The organism is Candidatus Methylomirabilota bacterium (assembly GCA_035315345.1).
Taxonomy (GTDB): domain Bacteria; phylum Methylomirabilota; class Methylomirabilia; order Rokubacteriales; family CSP1-6; genus CAMLFJ01.
The window spans coordinates 26,442-49,468 of the sequence record DATFYA010000058.1 but is presented as its reverse complement, the minus strand read 5'-3'; the positions used below and the strand labels follow the sequence as shown (position 1 = coordinate 49,468).

Annotated in this window: 26 protein-coding genes and 1 pseudogene; 16 read left to right on the top strand and 11 right to left on the bottom strand. The window is 70.7% G+C overall.

The genetic code is table 11. The features are described from left to right. Nucleotides 1–6: 6 nt before the first annotated feature. Entirely contained in the window at nucleotides 7–687 is a 681-nt protein-coding gene (locus VKN16_07000) for a DUF2652 domain-containing protein (GenBank protein ID HME93945.1), read from the top strand. Here the strand turns inward: VKN16_07000 and VKN16_06995 are convergent. Beyond that, nucleotides 666–1,724 carry a hypothetical protein gene (locus VKN16_06995; GenBank protein HME93944.1) on the bottom strand — a complete coding sequence of 353 codons (1,059 nt, stop codon included), beginning with the start codon at nucleotides 1,722–1,724 and terminating at the stop codon, nucleotides 666–668. The two genes, VKN16_07000 and VKN16_06995, sit on opposite strands and share 22 nt — an antisense overlap. A gap of 93 nt (nucleotides 1,725–1,817) precedes the next feature. After that, complete coding sequence (locus VKN16_06990) at nucleotides 1,818–2,285, bottom strand: cupin domain-containing protein (GenBank protein HME93943.1); 468 nt, start codon at nucleotides 2,283–2,285, stop codon at nucleotides 1,818–1,820. Nucleotides 2,286–2,401: 116 nt separating this feature from the next. On the opposite strand from VKN16_06990, the gene VKN16_06985 reads away from it, so the two are divergent. The 4 genes from VKN16_06985 to VKN16_06970 are packed head-to-tail and all read left to right on the top strand — an operon-like array spanning nucleotide 2,402 to nucleotide 5,373. Further along, nucleotides 2,402–3,340, top strand: a complete 939-nt coding sequence (locus VKN16_06985) for a TauD/TfdA family dioxygenase (GenBank protein HME93942.1) — start codon at nucleotides 2,402–2,404, stop codon at nucleotides 3,338–3,340. Between the two features lie 2 nt (nucleotides 3,341–3,342). Beyond that, nucleotides 3,343–3,972 carry a uracil phosphoribosyltransferase gene (gene upp, locus VKN16_06980; GenBank protein ID HME93941.1) on the top strand — a complete coding sequence of 210 codons (630 nt, stop codon included), beginning with the start codon at nucleotides 3,343–3,345 and terminating at the stop codon, nucleotides 3,970–3,972. Then, entirely contained in the window at nucleotides 3,969–4,721 is a 753-nt protein-coding gene (locus VKN16_06975; protein HME93940.1) for a glucose 1-dehydrogenase, read from the top strand. Before upp ends, VKN16_06975 begins: the two co-directional genes overlap by 4 nt. Before the next feature lie 34 nt (nucleotides 4,722–4,755). Next, nucleotides 4,756–5,373 (top strand): NIPSNAP family protein, encoded by a 618-nt coding sequence (locus tag VKN16_06970; GenBank protein HME93939.1) that lies wholly within the window; start codon nucleotides 4,756–4,758, stop codon nucleotides 5,371–5,373. 23 nt (nucleotides 5,374–5,396) lie between these two features. Here VKN16_06970 and VKN16_06965 read toward each other — a convergent pair whose 3' ends face one another. After that, nucleotides 5,397–6,164 carry an alpha/beta fold hydrolase gene (locus VKN16_06965; protein ID HME93938.1) on the bottom strand — a complete coding sequence of 256 codons (768 nt, stop codon included), beginning with the start codon at nucleotides 6,162–6,164 and terminating at the stop codon, nucleotides 5,397–5,399. A 26-nt stretch (nucleotides 6,165–6,190) separates the two neighbouring features. Between VKN16_06965 and iaaH the strand changes: the two genes are divergently transcribed. Continuing rightward, the gene (iaaH, locus tag VKN16_06960) at nucleotides 6,191–7,678 is read left to right on the top strand and encodes an indoleacetamide hydrolase (protein HME93937.1); all 1,488 of its coding nucleotides are present in this window, start codon (nucleotides 6,191–6,193) and stop codon (nucleotides 7,676–7,678) included. An 87-nt stretch (nucleotides 7,679–7,765) separates the two neighbouring features. On the opposite strand, the gene VKN16_06955 is transcribed toward iaaH, so the two are convergent. Beyond that, nucleotides 7,766–8,188: a hypothetical protein gene (locus VKN16_06955; protein ID HME93936.1), complete on the bottom strand. Its 423-nt coding sequence runs from the start codon at nucleotides 8,186–8,188 to the stop codon at nucleotides 7,766–7,768. Nucleotides 8,189–8,528: 340 nt separating this feature from the next. On the opposite strand from VKN16_06955, the gene VKN16_06950 reads away from it, so the two are divergent. Further along, nucleotides 8,529–9,257, top strand: coding sequence for a dienelactone hydrolase family protein (locus VKN16_06950; protein HME93935.1), 729 nt, complete (start codon nucleotides 8,529–8,531; stop codon nucleotides 9,255–9,257). 13 nt (nucleotides 9,258–9,270) lie between these two features. On the opposite strand, the gene VKN16_06945 is transcribed toward VKN16_06950, so the two are convergent. From VKN16_06945 to VKN16_06935, 3 genes are all read right to left on the bottom strand, one after another. Then, nucleotides 9,271–9,465, bottom strand: a complete 195-nt coding sequence (locus VKN16_06945; protein ID HME93934.1) for a hypothetical protein — start codon at nucleotides 9,463–9,465, stop codon at nucleotides 9,271–9,273. Between the two features lie 206 nt (nucleotides 9,466–9,671). After that, the gene (gene menC / locus VKN16_06940; protein HME93933.1) at nucleotides 9,672–10,790 is read right to left on the bottom strand and encodes an o-succinylbenzoate synthase; all 1,119 of its coding nucleotides are present in this window, start codon (nucleotides 10,788–10,790) and stop codon (nucleotides 9,672–9,674) included. 3 nt (nucleotides 10,791–10,793) lie between these two features. Continuing rightward, complete coding sequence (locus VKN16_06935) at nucleotides 10,794–11,561, bottom strand: methyltransferase domain-containing protein (protein HME93932.1); 768 nt, start codon at nucleotides 11,559–11,561, stop codon at nucleotides 10,794–10,796. Between the two features lie 76 nt (nucleotides 11,562–11,637). Here VKN16_06935 and VKN16_06930 point away from each other — a divergent pair, with 76 nt between their 5' ends. The 5 genes and pseudogenes from VKN16_06930 to VKN16_06910 all read left to right on the top strand — a co-directional run bounded on the left by VKN16_06930 (nucleotide 11,638) and on the right by VKN16_06910 (nucleotide 16,819). Beyond that, nucleotides 11,638–12,339, top strand: coding sequence for a GntR family transcriptional regulator (locus VKN16_06930; GenBank protein ID HME93931.1), 702 nt, complete (start codon nucleotides 11,638–11,640; stop codon nucleotides 12,337–12,339). Continuing rightward, a complete protein-coding gene (gene hydA, locus VKN16_06925; protein HME93930.1) occupies nucleotides 12,336–13,715 on the top strand; it encodes a dihydropyrimidinase in 1,380 nt (459 codons plus the stop codon). The genes VKN16_06930 and hydA overlap by 4 nt, the downstream gene beginning before the upstream one ends. Nucleotides 13,716–13,763: 48 nt before the next feature. Then, nucleotides 13,764–14,618 (top strand): ABC transporter substrate-binding protein, encoded by an 855-nt coding sequence (locus tag VKN16_06920; GenBank protein ID HME93929.1) that lies wholly within the window; start codon nucleotides 13,764–13,766, stop codon nucleotides 14,616–14,618. A gap of 34 nt (nucleotides 14,619–14,652) precedes the next feature. Continuing rightward, nucleotides 14,653–16,266 (top strand): amino acid ABC transporter permease/ATP-binding protein, encoded by a 1,614-nt coding sequence (locus VKN16_06915; GenBank protein ID HME93928.1) that lies wholly within the window; start codon nucleotides 14,653–14,655, stop codon nucleotides 16,264–16,266. A 16-nt stretch (nucleotides 16,267–16,282) separates the two neighbouring features. Next, a pseudogene (locus VKN16_06910) lies at nucleotides 16,283–16,819 on the top strand (acetamidase/formamidase family protein). Nucleotides 16,820–16,832: 13 nt separating this feature from the next. On the opposite strand, the gene VKN16_06905 reads toward VKN16_06910, so the two are convergent. Beyond that, entirely contained in the window at nucleotides 16,833–17,216 is a 384-nt protein-coding gene (locus VKN16_06905) for a hypothetical protein (GenBank protein HME93927.1), read from the bottom strand. A gap of 38 nt (nucleotides 17,217–17,254) precedes the next feature. Here VKN16_06905 and VKN16_06900 point away from each other — a divergent pair, with 38 nt between their 5' ends. Further along, a complete protein-coding gene (locus tag VKN16_06900; protein HME93926.1) occupies nucleotides 17,255–18,604 on the top strand; it encodes an ectonucleotide pyrophosphatase/phosphodiesterase in 1,350 nt (449 codons plus the stop codon). Further along, entirely contained in the window at nucleotides 18,601–19,212 is a 612-nt protein-coding gene (locus tag VKN16_06895; protein HME93925.1) for a hypothetical protein, read from the top strand. The genes VKN16_06900 and VKN16_06895 overlap by 4 nt, the downstream gene beginning before the upstream one ends. A gap of 84 nt (nucleotides 19,213–19,296) precedes the next feature. Here the strand turns inward: VKN16_06895 and VKN16_06890 are convergent, their stop codons facing one another. From VKN16_06890 to VKN16_06880, 3 genes are all read right to left on the bottom strand, one after another. Further along, entirely contained in the window at nucleotides 19,297–19,629 is a 333-nt protein-coding gene (locus tag VKN16_06890; protein ID HME93924.1) for a hypothetical protein, read from the bottom strand. Between the two features lie 68 nt (nucleotides 19,630–19,697). Then, nucleotides 19,698–20,324, bottom strand: coding sequence for an OmpA family protein (locus VKN16_06885; GenBank protein ID HME93923.1), 627 nt, complete (start codon nucleotides 20,322–20,324; stop codon nucleotides 19,698–19,700). 16 nt (nucleotides 20,325–20,340) lie between these two features. Beyond that, nucleotides 20,341–20,760 carry a hypothetical protein gene (locus VKN16_06880; protein ID HME93922.1) on the bottom strand — a complete coding sequence of 140 codons (420 nt, stop codon included), beginning with the start codon at nucleotides 20,758–20,760 and terminating at the stop codon, nucleotides 20,341–20,343. 149 nt (nucleotides 20,761–20,909) lie between these two features. Between VKN16_06880 and VKN16_06875 the strand changes: the two genes are divergently transcribed. Continuing rightward, a complete protein-coding gene (locus VKN16_06875) occupies nucleotides 20,910–22,136 on the top strand; it encodes an extracellular solute-binding protein (GenBank protein HME93921.1) in 1,227 nt (408 codons plus the stop codon). Nucleotides 22,137–22,210: 74 nt separating this feature from the next. Further along, nucleotides 22,211–23,026, top strand: a complete 816-nt coding sequence (locus tag VKN16_06870) for a sugar ABC transporter permease (GenBank protein HME93920.1) — start codon at nucleotides 22,211–22,213, stop codon at nucleotides 23,024–23,026. Nucleotide 23,027 lies beyond the last annotated feature (1 nt).

The window sequence follows — 23,027 nt, the reverse complement described above, 5'->3', positions numbered from 1 at the left end:
CCGGGCATGAACAACCGAACCGATCACGGCTTCCTGGTTCTCGCGGATGTGTCGGGCTTCACCGCCTTCGTGACCACGACCGAGCTCGAGCACGGCTCCGAGATCATCGCCGCCCTGCTCGACGAGGTGATCGAGCACCTGTCGCCGCCGCTCGAGATCCAGGAGATCGAGGGCGACGCGGTGTTCGCCCTGGGCGGGGAGGACGCGCGGCTGCCCCGCAGCCGGCTGCTGCAGGTACTGGAGGACGCCTTCGTCGCCTTCAAGACACGGCAGCGCGCTCTGCAGCGGGATGAGACGTGCGGGTGCGGCGCGTGCCAGCAGATCTGGCGGCTCGATCTCAAGATGGTGGTCCACCACGGCCCGTTCCTGCGCCACACCGTGGGGGGGCGCAGCCGGGTCACCGGCACCGCGGTGATCCTGGCGCACCGGCTGCTGAAGAACGACGTCGCGCGGGCGGGCGGCTATGCGCTGCTCACCGAGCCGGTGGTGCGGTCGCTCGGGATCGATGCGGCGGCGGCCGGGCTGGCGGCGCATACCGAGCGCTACGAGTACCTCGGCGATGTGCGGTGCTTCGTGCGGGATTTGACTGCCGGACCCCTCGCTACCGGGCCCCTCACCCTGCCCTCTCCCCAGGGGGGAGAGGGAGAGAGGGAGAGGAGAGAGAGCTATCCGCAGGCGATCGCGTAGACGTCGTTGACGCCGTCGGGCAGCCGGTCCTCGCTCCAGGCGCGCCCGCCGTCCCGGGTGCCGAAGACCTGCCCGGTGCGGCTCACGCAGTAGACCGAGTCGGCGTCGCGCGGATGCAGCGCGACCGCCATCATCGTGCTCTCCGCCTTCACCCCGCGGTCGAAGCGCGTCCACGTCTCGCCGAGGTCAGCGCTGCGGTAGAGCGAGCCGTCCTCGCTGCGCGCGGCGGGACTCAGGCAGGCGTACAGCACGCGCGGGTCCTGCGGCGATACCCGGATGTCGCGGCTGTAGGTCAGCGGCGAGAACCGGCCGACCTCCATGTCCTTCCAGTGCGCCGCCTGGTCGGTGCTGCGGAAGAGGCCCATGCGCAGGGCCAGGAACACGGTGCCGGAAGCGGCCGCGCTCACCGCGAGGGCGTGACCGTCCAGCATGCCCTCCATCTCGCTGTCGCTCACGATGCGGCTCTTGAGGTGGGGCAGCTCCGACATCTTCACGAGGTCGTCGCTGCAGTCGGCCCAGGTCTGGCCGCCGTCGAGGCTGCGCATCGCGCCGCCGACCTCGAGCGCGGCGTAGAGGTGCTCGGGCCGCGCCGGATCGACGGCCAGCCGCATCACCCGGCAGGCGAACGGCATCTTCACGCGCTCGGGCTGCGTGGCGTCGAGCTTGCGCCACGTCGCGCCCTCGTCGTCGCTGCGAAAGATGCCCACGGGCGAAGCTCCGACGAGGAGCGTGCGCGGATTCGACGGATGCACCAGGATCGACCAGACTTCACCGCCGTCCTCGGGGAAGGGCAGGCGCTCCCAGCGCTCGCCACGGTCGGCGCTCCGGTAGGGGCCCTTCTGGGTGCCCACGTAGACCACGTCCGGATTGGTGGGGTGCACGGTGATGGCCTGCACGTGCACGTCGTCCGGCAGCCCCTTGCTGGACAGGTCCCAGCGCGAGCCGCCGGCCTCCTTGCGGAACACGCCGCTCTTCGTCCCGGACGTCCACCGCGCCGCTCCGACGTAGATGTGAGAGGGACCCGTCGCCGTCGCCATAGCCGCTCCCCTTTCCGGTGACCGCTGTCCGCTGCCGCGAGGTGCGGCCCAGCATAGCAGGCGCGCGGGCCTGCGCAAGATCGGGCGCGATCGCTACGCGCACCACTCCCGCGGGCCGTCGTCGGCGAACCCGCACTGCTCGCACGGGCTGTAGAAGTGCCACGCGGGTGGCATCGCGACGGCCAGCCGCAGGGAGAGATCGTCGCCCACGTTTCGGATGTGGTGCACCGCGCCGCGCGGGACCCACACGATGTCGTCCTTCGCCGCGTCCACCACCACCCCGCCGGTCAGCTCCCATTGCAGGCGCCCGCCCAGCACCACCCACCACTCGTCGAACTCGCGATGCCAGTGCGGCCGGTTGCCTCCGCCGGGCGGCGAGGCGATCAGGGTGACCAGGTTGCGCTCGTCCGCGATGATGCGTCGCGACCACGGCGGCGGCCCCATCCGGGCCACGACCTCCGCGACGCGCGTGCGCAGCGGCGTGGCCGCGGTGCCGGGCGCGGTCGGCCCCGCGGCGAGCTCGTTGATCAGGATGGTGACCGGGGCCGAGACGGTGGACATGGGCAGCCTCCCGGCAGAGAGAATACCCGGCGGCCGAGCGGGCGCAAGCGGTTGCGGCCCGACGACTCGCTCGCTTATCATCCTGCTCGGCGGGGGGCCCCGAGAGGAGGGCGGCCATGTCGCTGACGACGAGGACACTCCATCCGGAATTCGGCGTCGAGATCGTGGATCTCGACGTGGCGCGCGTGGACGACGCCACCTTCCAGGAGGTGGTCGCCGCGTTCGAGGAGCACTCGGTGCTGCTCTTCCGCGGCCAGTCGCTCACCGACGACCAGCAGATCGCGTTCAGTCGCCGCTTCGGCCCGCTGGAGACGACGATCCGCAGCATCGCGTCGCGGGCGGGCACCCCGATCCATATCGCCAATCTCTCCAACGTCGACGCGGAGGACCGCCTCATCCCGGCCGGCGACAAGCGCAACCTCTACAACGCGGGCAACCAGATGTGGCATACCGACAGCTCGTTCAAGCGGGTGCCCGCGCACGCCTCGCTCCTCTCGGCCCGCGAGATCCCGCCGGTGGGCGGTGACACGCAGTTCGCGAGCATGCGGGTGGGCTACGCCCGCCTCCCCGCCGACCTGCAGCGCTTCCTCGACGGCAAGGTGGCGATCCACAGCTTCGTGTACTCGCGCGGGCTGGTGGACGACGCCCTGATGCCGCCCGATCACGCCGCGCAGGTGCCGCCGGTGCGCCAGGCCCTGGTGCGGGCCAACCCGGTCAACGGGCGCAAGGCGTTCTACGTGGGCTCGCACGCCTGCGAGATCGTGGGCATGCCCACCGCGGAGGCGCGCGCCCTCCTGCGCGAATTGCGCGAGGCCGCGACCCGGCCCGAGCTGGTCTACACGCACCGCTGGCGAGTCGGCGATCTCGTGATGTGGGACAACCGCTGCATGCTGCACCGAGGTCGCCCGTGGGACGAGTCGCGGTATCGCCGGGTGATGCATCGCACCACCGTGGCCGGCGCGGGGCCCACCGCCCCCGACGAGGGACCGGCCTCGGTGAATCCGATGCGCCAGGAAGACGTGGCGTGGGGCCGCGCGCAGCTCGAGCTGGTCTAGCCTTGGACGACGTCGTCGTCATCGGGCATCCTCTCGTGCAGCACAAGCTCGGCCTCATGCGGAAGAAGGACACGAGCACCTCCGAGTTCCGCAGGCTGCTCGCGGAGATCAGCATGCTCCTGGCCTACGAGGTGACGCGAGAGCTGCCCACCCACGAGGTGGCTGCGGAGACCCCGGTGGGGCCGACCACGATCCGGCTGCTCGACGGCAAGAAGATCGTGCTGGTGTCGATCCTGCGTGCGGGCAACGGTCTGCTCGACGGCATGCTCGGCATCCTGCCGAGCGCGCGCGTCGGCCACGTCGGCCTCTATCGCGATCCGAAGACGCTGGCGGCGGTCGAGTACTACTTCAAGGTGCCGCAGGACATGCAGGAGCGCGACGCGGTGGTGCTCGATCCCATGCTCGCCACCGGCAACTCGGCGGTGGCCGCGGTGAGCCGCGTGAAGGCGACGCGGGCCCGCTCGATCCGGTTCGTGTGCCTGCTCACGTGCCCGGAGGGGCTCGAGCGCTTCCACGCCGCGCATCCCGACGTGCCGGTCTACACCGCGGCCATCGACAGCCATCTCAACGACCACGGCTACATCGTGCCCGGCCTCGGCGACGCGGGCGACCGCCTCTTCGGCACCCGATGAGGCTCGCGGGCAAGGTCGCGTTGATCAGCGGCGGGGCGCGCGGCATGGGCGCCGCGGAGGCGCTCCTCTTCGCGCGCGAGGGGGCGCGGGTGGTGATCGGCGACATCCTCGACGCGGACGGCAAGCGGGTCGAGGGCGAGATCGGGGGCGCGGGCGGCCAGGCGGTCTACGTGCACCTCGACGTGACCAGCGCGGCGGACTGGGAGCGCGCGGTGGCCGCCGCGGAGTCGCGCTTCGGCCGGCTCGACGTGCTGGTGAACAACGCGGGCGTGGGCGGGGGCAGCCTCATCGAGGACACCACCGAGGCGGCGTGGGACCGCGGCATGGACGTCAACGCCAAGGGCGTGTTCCTGGGCACGAAGGCGGCGATCCCCGCGATGCGGCGCGCGGGCGGCGGCTCCATCGTCAACATCTCCTCGCAGCTCGGCATGGTGGGCATGGAGCGGAGCAGCCCGTGGTACCAGGCCTCCAAGGGCGCGGTGCGCACGCTGACCAAGGCCACCGCGGTGCAGTACGCGCGCGAGCGCATCCGCTGCAACTCGGTCCATCCGGGGCCGGTGGTGACGCCGATGACCGAGGCGCGCCGCCACGATCCCGGCCACTACGAGTACATGGTGTCGCGCATCCCGATGGGGCGCTACGGCGAGCCCGACGAGGTCGCGTACGGAGTGCTGTATCTCGCGTCGGACGAATCATCGTTCGTGACGGGCAGCGAGCTGGTGATCGACGGAGGCTGGACCGCCCAGTAGCCCGGTCGTCTTCCCCGCAGAAAAGGAGAGCCGCGTGATCTACGAGATCCGGACCTACCGCGTGAAGGTCGGCAGCCTGCCCGAGGTCGAGAAGCGCTTCGGCGAGGCCTACGAGAGCCGCAAGAAGATCTCGCCGCTGGCCGCCTTCTGGCACACCGAGATCGGCCCGCTGAACGAGATCATCCACGTGTGGCCCTACGAGAACCTCGGCGAGCGCAACCGCTTGCGGGCCGAGGCGGTGAAGGCGGGCATCTGGCCGCCCAAGATCGCCGAGTTCATCGAGACCATGCAGTCGGAGATCGTGGTGCCGTTCGCGTTCATTCCCGACCTCAAGCCGGCCAAGATGGGCCCCTACTTCGAGATGCGCTACTACACCATGAAGGCGGGCACGCTGCCGGACCTGATCAAGCGATGGGAGTCGAAGATCGAGGAGCGCGTGAAGCTGTCGCCGATCGCCCTGGCCGGCCACGTCGAGCACGGCGAGGCCAACCGCTTCATCCACATCTGGGCCTACAAGAGCCTGGACGAGCGGGCCGCCATCCGGAACACCGCGCGCGAGAAGGGGATCTGGCCGCCCCCGGGCGGCGCGGACACGCTGCACACGATGGCGAACAAGATCATGATGCCGTCCGCGTTTTCCCCCGTGCAGTAGGCGGGCTGCTGAAAAGCAGCCCTCTACGCTGGCAATCCGTCGAGGAAGTCGCGCAGCACGCGGTTGAAGGCCTCCGGCTGGTCGAGGTTCGAGGAGTGTCCGGCGTCCCGGATCACCTCGAGCCTCGCCCCGGAGATCTTCTTCGCCATGTACTCGCAGGGGGCGATGAAGGGCTGGTCTCGGTCTCCCACGATGATGAGGGTCGGCACGTCGATGGCGCCGAGCCCGTCGATCACCCGCGAGCCCTCCTGGGCCAGCATGCCCCGCGCGGCGTGAGCCAGCCCCTGGGCGGAGCGATGGAGGCCGGCCGACTCGCGCACCTCCCGGCTGCGGCCGAGGGCGTCCAGGCCGCGCGTCTCCAGCGCCACCGCACGCTCCTGGGCGCGCTCGTTCCACTGCCGGCGCGCGTCCGCGTTGCGGTAGCCGGGGCCGGAGTCGCAGATCACCAGCGCGCGCACCATCTCCGGATGCGCCAGATAGAAGGCGAGCGAGACGTAGCCGCCCAGGGAGAGGCCGCCGATCACCGCGCGCTCCACCCCGACGTGACCGAGCAGGGCGCGCATGTCGGCCACGGTCTGGTCCGCCGAGTACGCGGCGGGATCGGCCGGGCTCTCGGTCTCGCCGTGTCCGCGCATGCTCCAGCTGATCACGCGGTGGCGATCGCCGAGCGCGCGGTGCTGGTCGTCCCACATCCGCCGGGTGGCCGAGTACCCGTGGCTCAGCAGCACCGCGGGTCCGCGTCCGCTCACCTCGTAGTCGATCTCGATCCCGTTGAGCCTGGCTCGCGTCATGCCGGGGAGTATGCCAGAATCCTCCCATGCTGCGCACCTGGGCCGTGGCCGCGCTGGCCGCGATCGGCATCGTGATGGCGATCGGCCCGGCGTCGGCGGGCGCGCAGGCGCTGACCGAGCTGTCCGCGACCGAGGCGGCCGCGCGCATCCGGGCCGGCACCCTCACCAGCGAGGACCTGATGAAGGCCCTCGTGGAGGTCGTCGAGCGCAAGCGCGATCTCAACGCCTTCATCACCTTCGATCGCGAGCGGGCGCTCGCGGCCGCCCGCAAGGCCGACTCGCTGGCCGCCCGCAAGAGCTTCGCGGGCCCGCTCCACGGCGTGCCCATCGTGGTGAAGGACAACATCCACGTGGCCGGCCTGCCCAACTCCGCGGGCACGCCCGGCCTCCGGGGCTTCGTGCCGACCCGCAACGCCCCGGTCGCCGAGAAGCTGATCCGCGCCGGCGCGATCGTGCTCGGCAAGACCAACATGCACGAGCTGGCCTTCGGCATCACCAGCAACAACGCCGCGTTCGGGCCGGTGCGCAACGCCTACGACCCGGCACGCATCGCGGGCGGCTCCTCGGGCGGCACCGGCAACGCGATCGCCGCGCGGATGGCCGCGGCCGGCCTCGGGTCGGACACCGGCGGCTCGGTGCGCATCCCGGCCGCCCTCAACGGAATCGCGGGCCTGCGGCCGACGCTCGGGCGCTACGCGCAAGAGGGCATCACCCCGATCGCCCACACCCGCGACACCGCGGGCCCGATGGCGCGCGAGGTGGCGGACCTGGTGCTGCTGGACACCATCATCACCGGCACCCGCGATCGGGTGGCCGCGCCGCCCCTGGCCGGCCTGCGCATCGGCGTCGACCGCGCGGTCTTCTTCCGCAACCTGGACACCGAGGTCGAGCAGCTGACCGATGCCGCGCTCGACCGGCTCCGGCAGGCGGGCGCCGAGATCGTCGACGTCGACATGGCCGGACTGGTCGATCTGAACGCCAAGGTGAGCTTCCCGGTCGCCCTCTACGAGGCGAACGTGGACCTGACCGCGTACCTCAAGCGTTACCGGATCCCGCTCGACCTGGCCGGGCTCGCCGGGCAGATCGCCAGCCCGGACGTGAAGGGGCTCTTCGCCTCCGCGATCGTGCCGGGCGCCAAGGACGCGGTCCCGCAGAAGGCGTATCTCGACGCGCTGGCCGCGCGGCCGGCGCTGCAGCAGCTCTACGCCGAGACGTTCCGGAAGCACCGGATCGTGGCGCTCGCGTTTCCGACCACGCCGCTGCCCGCCGCGCCCATCGGCGACGACGAGAAGACGAAGCTCAATGGCGCCGACGTGCCGACGTTTCCCACGTTCATCCAGAACACCGATCCGGGCAGCAACGCGGGTCTCCCCGGCCTCAGCATACCGATCGGCCGCACCGCGGGGGGGCTGCCGATCGGACTCGCGCTGGACGGGCCCGCGGGCAGCGACCGCCGCTTGCTCGGGGTCGGGCTCGCGCTGGAGGCGCTCTTCGGTCGTCTGCCCGCTCCGTGAGGGTCGCCCGATGAGGCTCCTCAGCCCGGCCGAGATGGACCGGCTGCTCCCCGCCGAGACCCACGCGGCTGAGCCGCGGGTGCCTTCCTAGCGCGCCGGATACGCAGGCTGGAACACCCAGGTGTACGGGTATTCCTTGCCGTTGCCGTGGCGGGCCCACGTGCCCTTCGGGTCCGCGATCTCCGGCGCAGGCTCCACCCGCGGAGTCGGGACGTACACCAGCGTCGGCGGCGACGGGACGATCACGATGACCGTCGGTGGCGGCGGTGCGACCATCGGCGGCGGCTCATCCGGGACGTACGAGAAGTCGGCGCAGCAGGAGAAGAACGGGAGGATCGGCGGCCGCGGACGAATGATCGGCGGCCGATTCACCGGCGGGCGGAACACGGGACGCATGCCGCCGGCGGCGACGCCGCCCGATGCGCTCACGGGTCCGGCCTGCGCCCACCCGCTCGCGGGCGCCAGCGCTAGGGTCAGCAGCACGAGACACCGCACCCTCAGCCGAGACATGGACAAAGTGTACTCGCCCGCCTTCCCGCTTGACAACGACCGCCCGGCAGCGTTTTGCTGAAAGCGACGGATGCCGGCGCCGGCATCCGTCGCGCAGTGCACCAAGGAAGGAGATCAGGATGGAGAACACGCCACCCGACGAGCACGGCGCGTCATCGGGCGTGAGTCCGGCCTGATGGCGCGCTCATCCAGCTGAGAGGCACGACGACATCCCGGCCCACGGTCGGGACATGCCGCAGGACGTGGATCCTGCGCGCGAGAAACCGAGGCCCGGCAGGCGGCAGACCGGTTCCGCCTCCGGGCCGTTTTTCTCACGGGCGTTTGTAGGGGGAGGCGCGGCATGGCGCAGTGGGACCGCATCGACGTCGATGGCTCACCGATGCGCCTCTACGTGGGGATGCCGAGCCTCGGCCGGGCATTCCCCGCGGTGATCGTGATCCAGCACGGACCGGGTGTCGACCGGTTCATCGAGGACCGGGTCGAGACCCTCAGCCAGCAGGGCTACCTCGCCATCGCGCCGGATCTCTACCACCGGCAGCCCGAGGATGGCGACATGATGACCCGCATCGGCCGGCTGCGGGATCCCGAGGTCATCAGCGACGTCAACGCCGCGGTGAACTACGCGCGCCGCCTGAAGGACACCCAGCTGGGCGACGTCGGCATCATCGGCTTCTGCATGGGCGGGCGGGTGGCCTACCTGATGGCCGCGTCGAAGCCGGTGTTCAAGGCGGCGGGTGTGTTCTATGGCGGCAACATCATGAAGGCGTGGGGCAACGGCCCGACCCCGTTCGATCTCACGCCCTACGTGCACTGTCCGATCGCGGGCTTCTTCGGCAACGACGACACCAACCCGTCGCCGGCCGACGTGGACAAGATCTCCGCTCACCTCGACCGGTACAAGAAGGCTCACGAGTTTCATCGCTACGACGGGGCCGGCCACGCGTTCCTGAACTTCACCAATGACGAGCGCTACCGCGAGGGGCCCGCGCGGGACGCCTGGGACAAGCTGATCCCGTTCCTGCAGCGGCACCTGCACGCGAGTCGACAGCCGCGCCAGCGGCTCGCCTAGCCGACGCGGAGGATCAGGCCTCCTCCGAGCCCACCGTGGTGAGGCTCGGCAGCCGCCGGTGCGCGGGCGGCGCAACCAGGGGATGGCCCCGCAGCACGTCGTAGAACACCTGGCACCAGGGGCAATCGACGCCGCCGTCCATGCCCGCGCAGGTGCATCGGCCTTCGAACCGACTGGCGACCGCTGCCGCGTGCTCACGATGACTCATGCTCGCCTCCTCATTGCCGGAAGACTAGCCCCGGCTCACGACGTCCGGATGGCAGCCCAGTGAAGAGTGCATGACACCGCGTTTGAGCACAGCAATCAGGATGCCACCCCCCGGCATGGGTGGAAATCTTCGATATCGCGAAAACGCGGGGAGCGATCAGCCGCGGCAACCGCGGGCATGGTTGAACCCGCGCAGATGCGACTCGGTCAATCTGCCCGGAACGAGGCGTGCTCCGCGGTCCAGCGCTTCAGCAGATCGGGATCCGGCTCCTGGGCGATGCCCGGCACGGTGGATGTCGCCACCTCGCCGGGCCCGCTCAGCACGATCTCGGGCTTGCCCAGGTCGTTGGTGTAGAAGTACGACGACGGGAAGATGTCGCCCGGGTAGGTGAAGTTGGGCAGCGTCGCCAGCTCGGCGCAGATCGCGCCGCCGACCGCGCTCTCGAGCATCCCGCCGATCCAGCACGGGATGCCGTGCTGGGCGCAGAGGGCCTGGATGTCGCGGGACTCGGTCAGGCCGCCCACGCGGGCCATCTTGACGTTCACGACCCGGCAGCTCCCGAGGCGGATGGCGGCCTGCACGTGGGCCAGGCTGTGGGCGCTCTCGTCGAGGCACACCGGCGTCTCGATGCGCCGCTGCAGGTCGGCGTGGTTGACCAGGCTCATGCCGTCGTCGGCGAGCGGCTGCTCGATCATGGCGAGGCCGAACCGGTCCAGCGAGCGGAACAGCTCGGTATCGGCCGGCCCGTACGCGGCGTTGCAGTCGATGTGGAAGGTGAACCGCGGGAAGGTCGAGCGCACCGCCTCTACCATGGGGAGGTCCCAGCCCGGGCGGAACTTGAGCTTGATGCGGGGGAAGCCCGCCTCGATGGCCCCGGCGATCTTCTCCATCAGGACGTCGAGCGAGTCCTGGACGCCGAAGTCGGCTCCGACCGCGACCCGGTCCGCGGTGCCGCCGAGAGCCCGGTGGAGCGGCAGCCCCCGCCGCTTGGCCTCGAGCACCCACCAGGTGATGTCCAGCGCGGCCCGCGCGAACTGGTTGCCCTTGATGAAGCCCAGCCGGTCGAGCAGGTCGCGCGACGTCTCGAGGCTCTGGCCGATGATCCGCGGCGCCATGTGCTCGCGCAGCGTGTGGTAGGTGGCCAGGGTGTGCTCGGCCGAGTAGCCCGGGATGTAGGGCGGGCAGCTCTCGCCCCACGCGTAGTGCCCGTCGCTCTCCATGCGGACGAGGATCGTGTCGGTGACGTGCTGGTCCGCGTAGGAGGTGCGCCAGACGAAGGCCAGCGGCAGCTTCAGCCAGTAGATGTCGATCGCGTCGATCTTCACGGGTCAGCGCGCTCGCGCCACGATGAAGAGACGCCGGAACGGGAACAGCGTGCGCCCGTCCGGGCGGGGCGGGTAGGCGCGGGCCACCAGCGCGGCGTAGGCGGCTTCGAAGCGGCCGCGCTCGGGCTCCTCCAGCGCGTCGAGGAGCGGCCGGAGCCAGGTGCCCTTCGTCCACTCCTTGACCGGATCGGCGCCTTCCAGGATCTGCAGGTATTCGGTCTCCCATATGTCGAGCGAAGCCACCTTCGAAGCCAGCACGTCGTAGTAGAAATCCGGGTCGGCCACCGGCGCGGGCCGCAGCAGCGGCTCGAGCCGGCCGCGCCAGGGCCCCGCCAGCGCCGCCTCGGAGATGGCGGTGTGCGAGCGCGCCCCGAAGTTGCGCGGCATCTGTACCGCGAGCATCCCGCCGGCGGTCAGGCCTTCCAGCAGGGCGGGGAACAGGCGCTCGTGCCCGGCGAGCCAGTGGAGCGCGGCATTGGAATAGATGAGATCGGCGGGCCGTGGCGCGCGCCAGGTCGCCAGATCCGCGTGCTGCCAGATGATGGTCGGGGCGGTGGCCGCGGCCTTGGCGAGCATGGCCTGCGAGTCGTCCACGCCGGTGACCCGGGCCTCGGGCCAGCGCTCCTTGATCAGGCGGGTCACGTTGCCGGCGCCGGCGCCCAGGTCGTAGACCTCGCCGGGATGGTCGAGGGCCACGCGGTTCAGCAGGTCGATCGCCGGCCGCAGCCGGTGGTCGGCGAACTTCAGGTACTGCGCGGGGTCCCAGGCCACCCGGGAAGAATACTCCTGATCCCATCCATTTGCCGTTGACGGGTCTCCGCGGCGCCTGGTATACAATCGACCACCTTTGAGCCAGGACTCCCAATCGCGAATCCGGTTCACCGACCCGGGGCTGATCCGCGAGCGCGTCGTCGACGCGCTCCGGGACGCCATCATCGCCGGCCGGCTCAAGCCGGGCGAGCGCATCCGGGAGCGCGAGCTGGTGGCGCTGCTCGGGGTGAGCCGCTCGCCGCTGCGCGAGGCCATCCGCATTCTCGAGACGGAAGGGCTGATCACCTCGCTGGCCTATCGCGGGGCGCGGGTGAGTGACCTGAGCGCGGCGGACCTGCGCGACATGCTCGACGTGCGAATTATGCTGGAGTGCTTCGCGGCCCGGCTGGCCATCGAGCGACTCGACGACGCGGCGCTGCAGGCGATGGAGGAGCAGGTGAATCGAGCGCGCGCGGCCGGCGCGCAGGTCGATCTCGAGGCGAACTTCGAGCTGGGGCTCGGGTTCCACGACATCCTGGTCGCCGCCTCCGGCAATCGCAAGGTCGCGCAGATCCACGAGAGCTTGAAGCGCCACCAGCGGCGCTACCAGCACTTCGCGTTCACCCGCGTCGGCCGCGACCTGCGCGCCCTCGACGAGCACGCCGACATCGTCACCGCGCTCAGGCGGGGCGATCTGGCCGCGGTGGAGCACGGGCTGCGGGCCCACCTCCTGCGCTTCTACGACGAGATCGCTCCGCTCCTGCCGGTGGACTCGGCCCCCGATCCGGACGCGCGATGAGCCACGAGCTGGTGGTCCGCGGCGGCACGGTGGCGACGGCCAGCGCGTCTTTTCGGGCCGACGTGGGCGTCGACGGCGGGACCATCACCGCCCTCGCGCCCTCGCTCCCGCCGGGGCGCCGCGAGATCGATGCCACCGGGCTGCTCGTCCTCCCGGGCGGGGTGGACGTGCACACGCACCTGGACGCCGAGGTCGGCAGCGTCCGCACCGCCGACGACTTCGAGTCCGGCACCGCCGCGGCGGCCTGCGGCGGGGTGACCACGATCTGCGACTACGCCTGGCAGGGGCGCGGCCAGACGCTCACCGGGGCCATCGAGGCGTGGAAGGCCAAGGCGGTCGGACGCTCGCACATCGACTACGGCTTCCACGTCATCGTCGGGGATGCGAGCGACGCGACCCTCGCCGAGATCCCGCGGTTGGTCGACTTCGGCTATCCGAGCCTCAAGGTGTTCATGATCAACGAGTTCCGGATCGCCGACGAGGCGCTGCTCCGGGTGTTCGAGGCCGCCCGCCAGGTCGGGGTCATCGTCAACGTGCACGCCGAGAACGGCGACATGCTCGATCACTGCACGCGCAACCTGCTGGCCGCCGGCCGGCGCGATCCGCGCTACTACGCGCAGAGCCGACCCGCGGCCGCCGAGGCGGAGGCGACCCGCCGGGCCATCGAGTACGCGGCGCTGGTGGATGCCGAGATCTACATCGTGCACCTCTCGTGCGCCGACGCGCTGGAGGCGGTGAGCCGGGCGCGCCGGCGCGGCCTGCGGATCTGGGCCGAGACGCGGCCGATCTACCTGGCCCTCACCGAGGACCGTTACGCGGCCGGCGGCACCGAGGCCGCGAAGTTCGTCGGCGCCCCGCCGCTCCGCACCGCGCGCGACCAGTCCGCGCTGTGGGAGGGCCTGCGCTCGGGTGACATCCAGGCCATCGGCAGCGACAACACCTCGTGGACGGTGGAGCAGAAGGCGGAGGGTGCGGCTGACTTCACGCGGATCCCCTACGGGGTGCCGGGCCTCGAGACCGAGATGCGGGTGATCTACTCCGAGGGCGTGAGCGGGGGCCGGATCGAGCTCCAGACCTTCGTGGCCGCGTTCTCGACCAATCCGGCGCGCATCTTCGGGCTCTACCCGCGGAAGGGCACGATCGCGGTGGGCGGCGATGCGGACATGGTGCTCTTCGACCCGGCCCGTACCGCGGTGGTGGACGAGCGGCGCCTGCACTCGCGCGCCGGCTACGACCCGTTCAACGGGTTCCAGCTGCGCGGCCTCCCGGTGCTGACGCTTTCGCGGGGCGAGGTCGTCGCGCGCGACGGGCAGCTGGTGAGCGAGGCGGGGCGGGGCCGGCACCTGCTGCGCCAGCGGAGCAAGACGGGCGCGTAGTGCCCGGGACTGCAGTGCACCGGTAGTCGCGAGGAACGGAGGCTGGAGATGACGCACATCGGGCGGATGGTTCTGGCGGGGCTGGTGGGGGCGATGCTCGGGCTGGCGGCGGGGCCGGCGCAGGCGGCGTGCGAGCCCGACAAGGTGGCGACCAGGTATCCGGGGCTCGCGGGGAAGACCTTGAAGGTCGGGCTCGATCCGACGCTGCCTCCGATCATGTACCGGGACCCGAACAATCCGAGCAAGATCATCGGTCAAGATCCGGACATGGTGGACGCGGCCATGAAGTGCCTCGGGTTGAAGTACGAGCTGGTCGGCCTCGACTTCGGCACCCTGATCCCGACGCTGCAGGCCAACCAGATCCAGCTCGTCTGGTCGAATATCTATTACACGCCGGCACGCGCCCAGGCCGCCGACTTCGTCAACTATGCGACCACCGGCACCGCGGGCATCGTGAAGAAGGGCAATCCGAAGGGCATCAAGACCATCGAGGACGTGTGCGGCAAGCGCGCGGCTCCGATCCTGGGCACGGTGGAGGACAAGGGCTTCCAGGACGCGAGCGCCAAGTGCGTGGCCGCGGGCAAGCCCGCGATCGAGATCACCCCGTACCCGAACGCCCCCGCCACGTCTCGCGCCATCGAGAACGATCGGGCCGACGTGTCGATGTACGACGTGGTGCTCGTCGACCAGGTGGTGCGGACCAACCCCGACAAGTTCGAACGGGCCTACTACTTCCGCAGCGGCATCAAGATCGGGGTGGCGGTGAAGAAGGGCAACGACGAGCTGGTGAAGGCGGTCAGTGACGCGATCACCGAGCTGCAGGCCAACGGTACCCAGAAGGCCCTCATGCAGAAGAACGGGATCGATCCGACGCTCGCGATCCCGGTCGAGGTCGGCCGCTAACCTGGTGGTCTAGAGGCCGCGAGGCCGCGGGGACATGGAGGCCTTCCTCCAGTATCTGACCTTCCCCTTCCTGCTGGAGGGGATGTGGCTCACCCTGCGGATCTTCGCGGCCTCGATGGTGGGCGGCCTCGCGCTCGGCCTGCTCATCGCCCTGATGCGGCTGTCGCCCTACCGGGTGCTCTCCGGGCTGGCCTGGACCTACGTGTGGCTGATCCGGGGGACGCCGGTGCTGCTGCAGCTGGTGTTCCTGTTCGACGCCCTGCCGTACATCGGCATCGTGATGCCGCCAGTGACCACCGCGATCATCGGCTTCTCGCTGAACGAGGCCGCCTTCGCGGGCGAGATCATCCGCGGCGGCATCCTCTCGGTGAGCCGCAACCAGACCCTGGCCGCCGCCTCGCTCGGCATGGGGTCGCTGCTCACCCTGCGCCGCATCGTCCTGCCGCAGGCGATGCGGGCCATCCTGCCCGCGGTGGGCAACGATGCGATCAGCGTGCTGAAGGGCACCTCGCTCGCATCGGTCATCGCGGTGAACGAGCTGACCCTGCGCAGCCAGCAGATCGTGGCGCAGAACTTCAAGTTCTTCCCGGTGTTCGCGGCGGCGGGGGTGATGTATCTCACCGTCACCACCCTGATCGCGGGCGTGCAGTTCGTGCTCGAGCGCCGGGTGAGCCCGGACGTCGACCGCAGCCGGCGTCCGCGCGGCGAGACCGCGCTTGGGCGCTTCTTCGGATTCCGCTTTCGCCCGGCTCCGGCCGAGGCGCCGTCGTCGGCGGCGCCGGCCGCCGCGACGGCCCGCGCGGGCGTCTCGACGGGCAACGGCGCGCGCGTGGACCTGGTGGAGCTGGTCGGCGCGCAGGCCGCGCGGGTCGAGGGCGACCCGGACGGGCCGTTCGTGCGCTGCACCGACGTCTGGAAGTCGTACGGTCACCGCGCGATCCTGCAGGGCGTCGACTTCACGGTGGGCCGCGGCGACGTGGTCACCCTGATGGGGCCGAGCGGCTCCGGCAAGAGCACGCTGCTGCGGCTGATCGCGCATCTCGAGGCGGTGGACCGCGGGGCGATCACGGTCGGCGGCAAGTACGTCGGCTACGAGCAGGTCGACGGGACGCTGCGTCCCTCGCGGCACGTGGCGCGCGAGCGGGCCCGGGCTCGCATCGGCATGGTGTTCCAGCAGTTCAACCTCTTCGAGCATCTCACCGCGCTGGAGAACATCTGCGAGGCGCCGGTGCGGGTGCACGGCGAACGCCCCGACGTGGCGCGGGCGCGGGCCACCACGCTGCTGTCGAGCGTCGGGCTCGCCTACCACGCCGATCACCTGCCGTCGCGCCTCTCGGGCGGGCAGCAGCAGCGCGTGGCCATCGCCCGGGCGCTGGCCATCTCGCCCCGGGTCATGCTGTTCGACGAGCCGACCTCCGCGCTCGATCCGGAGCTGGTCTCGGAGGTGCTGTCGGTCATCCGGCGGCTCGCGGAGGCGGGCATGACCATGATCGTGGTCACCCACGAGTTGCGCTTCGCGCGCGAGGTCGCGGACCGTATCGTGTTCATGGCCGACGGCCGCATCGTCGAGGAGGGCACCCCCGATCAGGTGCTGGAGCGGCCGCGCGAGGCGAGGACCCAGCAGTTCCTGAAGCTGGTGCAGGACTAGCCCGAAGCGCTCACGCAACACGATTCCGCCCCACTACGTGGGCGGCAACATCGACGACTGGCGCATCGGCCGGGGCGCGAGCATGTTCTACCCGGTCGCGGTGCCGGGCGCGCTGCTCTCCGCGGGCGACCCGCACGCCTCGCAGGGCGACTCCGAGCTGTGCGGCACCGCGATCGAGTGCTCGCTCACCGGCACTGTCCAGCTGGTGCTGCACCCGCGCGCTCGGCTGCCCGGCACGCCGCTGGCCGGGCTCGACTACCCGCTGCTCGAGACGGCCGACGAGTGGGTGGTCCACGGCTTCAGCTTCCCCCGCTTCCTGACCGAGCTGGGCCCGGACGCGCAGGACCGCGTCTTCGCCGAATCCTCGGTGGACCGGGCCATGCGCGACGCCTTCCGCAAGGCGCGCCGCTTCCTCATGACCGCGCGCGGGCTCGGTGAGGACGAGGCGATCTCGCTGCTGTCGGTCGGCGTGGACTTCGGGGTGACCCAGGTCGTGGACGGCAACTGGGGCGTCCACGCGGTCATCCGCAAGGACCTGTTCGCGGCCGGCTGATCGCCGGCGGCGCTCAGCGGACCGGCGGGGGAGGGGGCGGAGGCGGCGGGCCCGCCGGCGGCACCGGGACGTGCGCGGGCGCGGTGCCCGGAGCGGCGGCCGGAGGATCGGCGCAGCGGAACACCTCGGCGAAGACGACTTCGAGGTCCTCGAGGCCGCCGAAGGTGAGCAGGCCGGTGTTGCCGCCGAACCGCACGATCTTGCGGCGCAGGTCCTTGAGCGAGTCGTCGCGCGCCGATCCCAGACGCGCGCAGCCCTGGGTCAGCGCCGGCTCGGTGGTCAGGCGTACCCGCGACATCGCGATCTTCTCCACGTCCTGCGCGTGAACCGGCGGGACGAGCCATCCCGCGCAGACAGCCGTCACCAGCAGCGCTGCCAGGCGTCGCGTCCTCGTCATGGTCGTCCCCCGGGATCCTGCTATATGCTGTCCCCGCCATGATACCGGACCGCGCTCGCTCGGTGTGGCTCGCGGTGATGGCGGTGCTGCTCTGGGTCGGCGTGGCGGTCGCGCAGCAGCCGGTGCAGAGCCCGCTGCTGTTGATGATCTCGATCGACGGACTGCGCCCGGACTACGTGACCGCGGCCGACCGGCACGGCTCGAAGATCCCGAACCTGCGCCGCTTCCTCACCGAGGGCACCTTCGCGGACGGCGTGCAGGGGGTGATCCCCACCGTCACGTACCCGAGCCACACCACGCTGATCACCGGGGTGTGGCCGGCCAAGCACGGCATCCTCGCCAACACCGTGTTCGATCCGCTGCGCGAGAACCAGGGCGGCTGGTACTGGTACGCGGAGGATATCCGCGTACCGACCCTGTGGGACGCGGCGAGCCGGGCCGGGCTCAGCACGGCCAGCGTGCAGTGGCCGGTGAGCGTGGGGGCGCGGGTGACCTGGAACATCCCCGAGTTCTGGCGGGCCGGCACGCCGGACGATACCAAGCTGCTGCGCGCGATCTCGACGCCGGGCCTGATCGCGGAGCTGGAGGCCGAGGTCGGGCCCTATCCCCGCGCGCTCACCGTGGAGTCCGACGAGCAGCGCGCGCGGTACGCGGTGCGCATCCTCGAGAAGAAGCGACCCAACCTGCTCACGCTGCACCTGATCTCGCTCGACCACACCGAGCACACCACCGGGCCGTTCAGCCCGGACAGCCTCGCCGCGCTGGAGCGGCTCGACGCGGTGGTGGGCACCCTCCGCGCCGCCGCCGAGACCGCGGCGCCGGGGCGCGCCTACGTGGCCATCGTGTCCGACCACGGATTCGGCGCGACCACGATGCAGCTCAACCTGAACGTGGAGCTGCGCGGCGCCGGCCTCATCACGACGGGCGCGCAGAACAAGGTGACCGACTGGAAGGCGATGGCGTGGACCGCCGGCGGCTGCATCGCGGTGATGCTGAAGGACGACGCGGACGTGGCCACGCGCGCTCACGTGAAGGCCATCCTCGATCGGCTCGCCGCCGACCCGGCCCACGGCATCGACCGGGTGCTGGACGGGGCCGTCGCGAAAGATCGAGGCGGCTTTCCCGGCGCCGCCTTCGTGATCGGGCTGCGGACCGACTGGACCGCGGGCTCCGGCCTCAGCGGGACGCTCGTGACGAAGGCCCCGATGGCCGGGCAGCACGGCCAGCTCCCCGATCTGCCCGATCTGCGCGCGTCGTTCTTCCTGATCGGGCCGAGCGTGCCGGCCGGCCGCTCGCTGGGGCTCATCGACATGCGCGACATCGCGACCACGCTGGCGCGGCGCCTGAATCTCACCCTGCCCACCGACGGAAAGGTTCTGCTCCCATGAGACGGCTGACACTGAAGACGCGGCTACTGACCTTCGCGCTGCTCGTCGCGACGGCGCCCGGTGCGAGCGCGCAGGTGCCGATTCGCGTGCGGGGCGCCATCGCCACGGTGTCGGGCCAGACCCTCACCGTCGTGTCGCGCGACAACTCCACGGTGCCGGTCCGCCTGGCCGACAACTACACGGTGACCGGCGTGGTCAAGGCCGCGCTCCGTGACATCAAGGAGGGCGCCTTCGTCGGCACCGCCGCGCGGCCGAAGGGCGACGGCACCTTCGTGGCGCAGGAGGTGCTGATCTTCCCCGAGTCCGCGCGCGGCACCGGCGAGGGTCACTATCCGTGGGACCTCTCTCCGGGCAGCACCATGACCAACGCGACGGTGGATGTGCTGGTGGAGCGGGTCGAGGGCCCGCTGCTCACCCTCAAGCACAAGGGCGGCCTCGTGCGGGTGATCGTGCCCAACGACGTGCCGATCGTGACCTTCGCGGCCGGCGACAAGACGTTGCTCCGCCCGGGGGCTCACGTGTTCATCCCCGCCCAGCAGCAGGCCGACGGCACCGTCACCGCCGCCCGCGTGCTCGTGGGCAAGGACGGCCTCATCCCCCCGATGTGAGAACCCTCTCCCTCAGGTGGCCGCTCCGATCCTTCTTCCCTCAGGGGAGAGGGCAGGTTGAGGGGTGGTCTAACGCACACCGGCCTACCGCGCCCGCCAGTGCCCCTCGACCCATATGTAGCCGTCGGCCCGCGGCGCCCATCCACCGGGGACCCACACGTAGCCCGGCGACACCGGCACCTCCCAGTGCCCGGGCACCCACACGTAGTGATTGCGGTGCCACGCCCAGTGGCCCGGCAACCAGACGTGCGCCGGCGACGGCGCGACCGGGCTGATCTCGACACGGGGCGGGGGCAGCGGGGGCGGCCGCTTCACCACCACCGGCGTCGCGACCACGCAACCGGCCAGCAAGAGCGCGATCGCCGCCGCCGGCCCCGCCCGTCGCCATCGGGCGCTCGTGCCGTGTCGATCTCGCACGAGGAGTGAGCCCGCGCGCCCGGCGCCGTCGTTGACGGCCGGGTGCGGGCGCGGGCCGGGCGGGCCGGCTATTCCTGGTCCGCCATGAGACGGACGGTGACCCGCCGCTTCTTGATGTCCGGGATGCTCGAGTCCGAGATCGGGCCCAGGCTCGCGGCCTGGATGCGGGCGAGCTGGATGCCCTTGTCCATCAGGAACCGGCGGACCGAATCCACCCGGCGCTGGCTGAGGCCGTAGTTGTAATCGAGGGCGCCGCGGGGATCGGTGTAGCCGCCGAGCTCGACGGTGAGCGTCGGGTGGGCCTGCATCTCCTTCACCACCGCGAGCAGCGCGGTCTGCGCCGCGTCGCTCAGCTCGATGCTGTCTGGCGAGAAGTACACCTCGAGGCTGTCGGAGACCTTCTGGTTGAATCGGTTCGACCAGAGGCGGGTCAGGCGACTATTCACCCCGTCCGCCTTCTGGACCGCCTCGTCGGCGCGGCTCTGGGCACCGGCCACCGCGCCGTCGACCTTGTCCAGCCGCTGGCTCATGTCGTTGATTCGCCCCTCCATCGCGCTCATCCGCTGATCGACCTGCGCGTCGCCGCCTCGCGCGGGCTGCACCGGCGCGACGTAGGCCGGCGAGGTGGCCGCGCAACCGGTAAAGAGCCACAGGAGCAATGGGGACAGCGTGCCCGTCTTCGCGATCGGTCTCATGTCGACCTCCTTCGGCCTACCGGCTCGGAGCGGCGGTGCTCGGCCGCGCGACGATCCGCGTCGCGGAGACCTCGGACCACGTGTAGTACCAGCTCTCGTAGATCATCACCTGCAGCGAGCTGTCCGGTTTCTCGTAGACCTGGATTGTTCCGTTGTTCGCGGAGGTGGTCGAGGAGACGTGGCGCCAGCCGTTGGCCTCCAGCGAGGTGCGGTAGGCCACCGCGAGGCTGTCGGGCTTGACGCGGCTCTTGTAGAAGAGGCGCGCCGCCTTCACGGTCGGCGACTCGATGATCGTGGTCCGGCTGTTGTCGAGAGTGAGCCCGGCCGGGACCGGGATGTCCTCGAACTCGCTGCGCTGCGCCCTCGGCGCGCCGGACGACGCGGAGCACGCAGTCAGGGCCAGCACGACAACGCACAGGACGAGGAGACGCGCCATGGGAGCCTCCCTTGCGGCAGCAAGTAGCATGCCGCCCCCGGGTGATCGGTGACCCCGCCATTCTACTCGCGCGGCCCTCGCGGCGCTCCGCCGAGTCGAGTAAGACTTACACGCTCGGCGAGAACTTTTGTAGTATGGGCGCGATGAGGATGAGCCGTCGTCTCGTGGTCCTGGCGCTGGTCGCCGCGGGCGCCCTCGTCGCCGGCGGGTGCGGCGGCTCGGACAAGCCCAGGTCGATCAAGGTCGTCATCGCGGAGTACAGCAAGGATCACACGCGGCCGTTCTGGCAGGGCCTCGCGCAGCAGTACACCGAGAAGACCGGGACCAAGGTCGACCTGCAGGTGATCGACTGGAACTCGATCGACCAGCAGGTCAGCACCATGATCCAGAACAACCAGCCGCCCGACGTCCTGAACCTCAACTCGTTCTCGAGCTACGCGAAGGACGGGCTGCTCTACTCGGCGAACGAGGCGCTGTCGCCGAAGACCCGCGAGGATTTCCTCGAGGCCTTCGCGCGCGGCGGCACCTATCGCGACACGCTCTACGGCTTCCCGATCCTCGCGAGCGCCCGTGCGTTCTTCTACAACCGCGACCTGCTCGCCCGCGCGGGCGTGGCCGAGCCGCCGCGCACCTGGGACGAGCTCGTGCAGGCCGCGCGCAAGGTGCAGGCCACCGGCGGCGACGCGATCGGCTACGCGCTGCCGCTGGGCCCCGAAGAGGCGCAGGCCGAGTGGTCGATCTGGATGTGGAACAACGGCGGCGACTGGAAGTCGGGCGACGCCTGGACCATCAACAGCGAGAAGAACGTGCAGACGCTGCAGTTCCTCGCCGCGCTCGCCAACACCTACAAGGTGACCCAGGTGAATCCGGGCAAGACCAATCGCACCGACGGCGCCTTCCAGCTCTTCAAGGACGGCAAGGTCGGCATGGTCATGGGTTTCAGCCCCCTCGCCGCCCAGCTGGACGCCGAGAAGAAGGTCAACTACGGGGTGACCCAGATGCCGAGCAACACGGGCACCGCGGTCACCCTTGGCGTCGAGGACTACCTCATGGCCTTCAAGAAGAAGGGCAACCAGGAGGCGGTGCGCCAGTTCCTCGACCTCTACTACCAGCCCGACCAGATCACCCGCTGGATCACCGCGGAAGGATTCCTGCCGGTGACGAAGTCGGGCCTCGAGAAGATGAGCGGCAACGAGAAGCTCAAGCCCTACCTCGCCGCGCTGCCGAGCGCACGCCTGGCCCCCACCACCGACCCGGTGTGGGACAAGGTCAAGCTCGACGTGCAGCAGAACATCGGCGCCGCCGTCCAGCCGGGCGGCGACCCCAAGCAGGTCCTCGACCGCCTCCAGAAGAACGCGGCGGAGAGCGCTCGCTGACCGCCGCGCCGGGCCGCGGCGCGGGGCGGGCACTGCTCTGGCTCGGACCGAGCCTGCTCCTCATCGGCGCGGTGGTGGTCTATCCCGCCGTCGAGCTGGTTCGCGCCTCGCTCGGGCGCTACTCGATCACCGGCCTCTACCAGGGCGCGGTCGGCCTCCGCAACTACCGCCGACTCCTCGAGCAGGAGGCCCTGTCCGCCGTCATCGGCAACACGGTGGTGTGGGTGGTGGGCGTGGTGGCGATCACCATCCTGATCTCGCTCGCGCTGGCCCAGCTGCTGGAGTCGGCGTTCCCGGGGCGCCGTCTCGTGCGCTGGGCGCTCATCGTGCCGTGGGCGGCCTCGCTCATCATGACCGCGAAGCTCTTCGTGTGGCTCTACGATTACTACTTCGGCCTGCTCAACCGGCTGCTGACCGCGACGGGCCTGCTCGCTCGTCCGGTGGACTGGCTGGGCGACGACGGCACCGTGATGGGCGCCATGATCGCGGTGGGTGTGTTCGTCTCGCTGCCCTTCACCACCTACGTGCTGCTGGCGGGGCTGCAGACCATTCCCGGCGAAGTCTACGAGGCGGCCCGCGTCGACGGCGCCTCCGCCTGGCGCGCATACCGCGCCGTCACGCTCCCCCTGCTGCGCCCGGCGCTGCTGGTCGCCGCGGTGCTCAACCTGATCTACGTGTTCAACTCGTTCCCGATCGTGTGGACCCTCAACGATCGCAACCCCGGCTTCGCCCACGACACCATGATCACCTACATGTACAAGATCGCGTTCAAGAGCGCGCTGCGCGACGTGGGCCTGGCCGCCGCGCTGGGCGTCGTGAACGTGCTCCTGATCCTGCTCGCGGTCGTCGCGTACCTGCGCGTCTCGCGCTGGCGGGAGGAGCCGGTCTGAT

What these genes read in the sequence shown, in the direction of transcription:
- VKN16_06950 (HME93935.1), top strand. Translation starts at nt 8,529, where the DNA reads ATGGCGCAGTGGGACCGCATCGACGTCGATGGCTCACCGATGCGCCTC.
- VKN16_06995 (HME93944.1), bottom strand. Translation starts at nt 1,724, where the DNA reads ATGGCGACGGCGACGGGTCCCTCTCACATCTACGTCGGAGCGGCGCGG.
- VKN16_06990 (HME93943.1), bottom strand. Translation starts at nt 2,285, where the DNA reads ATGTCCACCGTCTCGGCCCCGGTCACCATCCTGATCAACGAGCTCGCC.
- VKN16_06875 (HME93921.1), top strand. Translation starts at nt 20,910, where the DNA reads ATGAGCCGTCGTCTCGTGGTCCTGGCGCTGGTCGCCGCGGGCGCCCTC.
- VKN16_06885 (HME93923.1), bottom strand. Translation starts at nt 20,324, where the DNA reads ATGAGACCGATCGCGAAGACGGGCACGCTGTCCCCATTGCTCCTGTGG.
- VKN16_06895 (HME93925.1), top strand. Translation starts at nt 18,601, where the DNA reads ATGAGACGGCTGACACTGAAGACGCGGCTACTGACCTTCGCGCTGCTC.
- VKN16_06905 (HME93927.1), bottom strand. Translation starts at nt 17,216, where the DNA reads ATGACGAGGACGCGACGCCTGGCAGCGCTGCTGGTGACGGCTGTCTGC.
- VKN16_06920 (HME93929.1), top strand. Translation starts at nt 13,764, where the DNA reads ATGACGCACATCGGGCGGATGGTTCTGGCGGGGCTGGTGGGGGCGATG.
- VKN16_06900 (HME93926.1), top strand. Translation starts at nt 17,255, where the DNA reads ATGATACCGGACCGCGCTCGCTCGGTGTGGCTCGCGGTGATGGCGGTG.
- VKN16_06945 (HME93934.1), bottom strand. Translation starts at nt 9,465, where the DNA reads ATGAGTCATCGTGAGCACGCGGCAGCGGTCGCCAGTCGGTTCGAAGGC.
- hydA (HME93930.1), top strand. Translation starts at nt 12,336, where the DNA reads ATGAGCCACGAGCTGGTGGTCCGCGGCGGCACGGTGGCGACGGCCAGC.
- VKN16_06880 (HME93922.1), bottom strand. Translation starts at nt 20,760, where the DNA reads ATGGCGCGTCTCCTCGTCCTGTGCGTTGTCGTGCTGGCCCTGACTGCG.
- VKN16_06915 (HME93928.1), top strand. Translation starts at nt 14,653, where the DNA reads ATGGAGGCCTTCCTCCAGTATCTGACCTTCCCCTTCCTGCTGGAGGGG.
- VKN16_07000 (HME93945.1), top strand. Translation starts at nt 7, where the DNA reads ATGAACAACCGAACCGATCACGGCTTCCTGGTTCTCGCGGATGTGTCG.
- VKN16_06965 (HME93938.1), bottom strand. Translation starts at nt 6,164, where the DNA reads ATGACGCGAGCCAGGCTCAACGGGATCGAGATCGACTACGAGGTGAGC.
- iaaH (HME93937.1), top strand. Translation starts at nt 6,191, where the DNA reads ATGCTGCGCACCTGGGCCGTGGCCGCGCTGGCCGCGATCGGCATCGTG.
- VKN16_06955 (HME93936.1), bottom strand. Translation starts at nt 8,188, where the DNA reads ATGTCTCGGCTGAGGGTGCGGTGTCTCGTGCTGCTGACCCTAGCGCTG.
- VKN16_06975 (HME93940.1), top strand. Translation starts at nt 3,969, where the DNA reads ATGAGGCTCGCGGGCAAGGTCGCGTTGATCAGCGGCGGGGCGCGCGGC.
- VKN16_06985 (HME93942.1), top strand. Translation starts at nt 2,402, where the DNA reads ATGTCGCTGACGACGAGGACACTCCATCCGGAATTCGGCGTCGAGATC.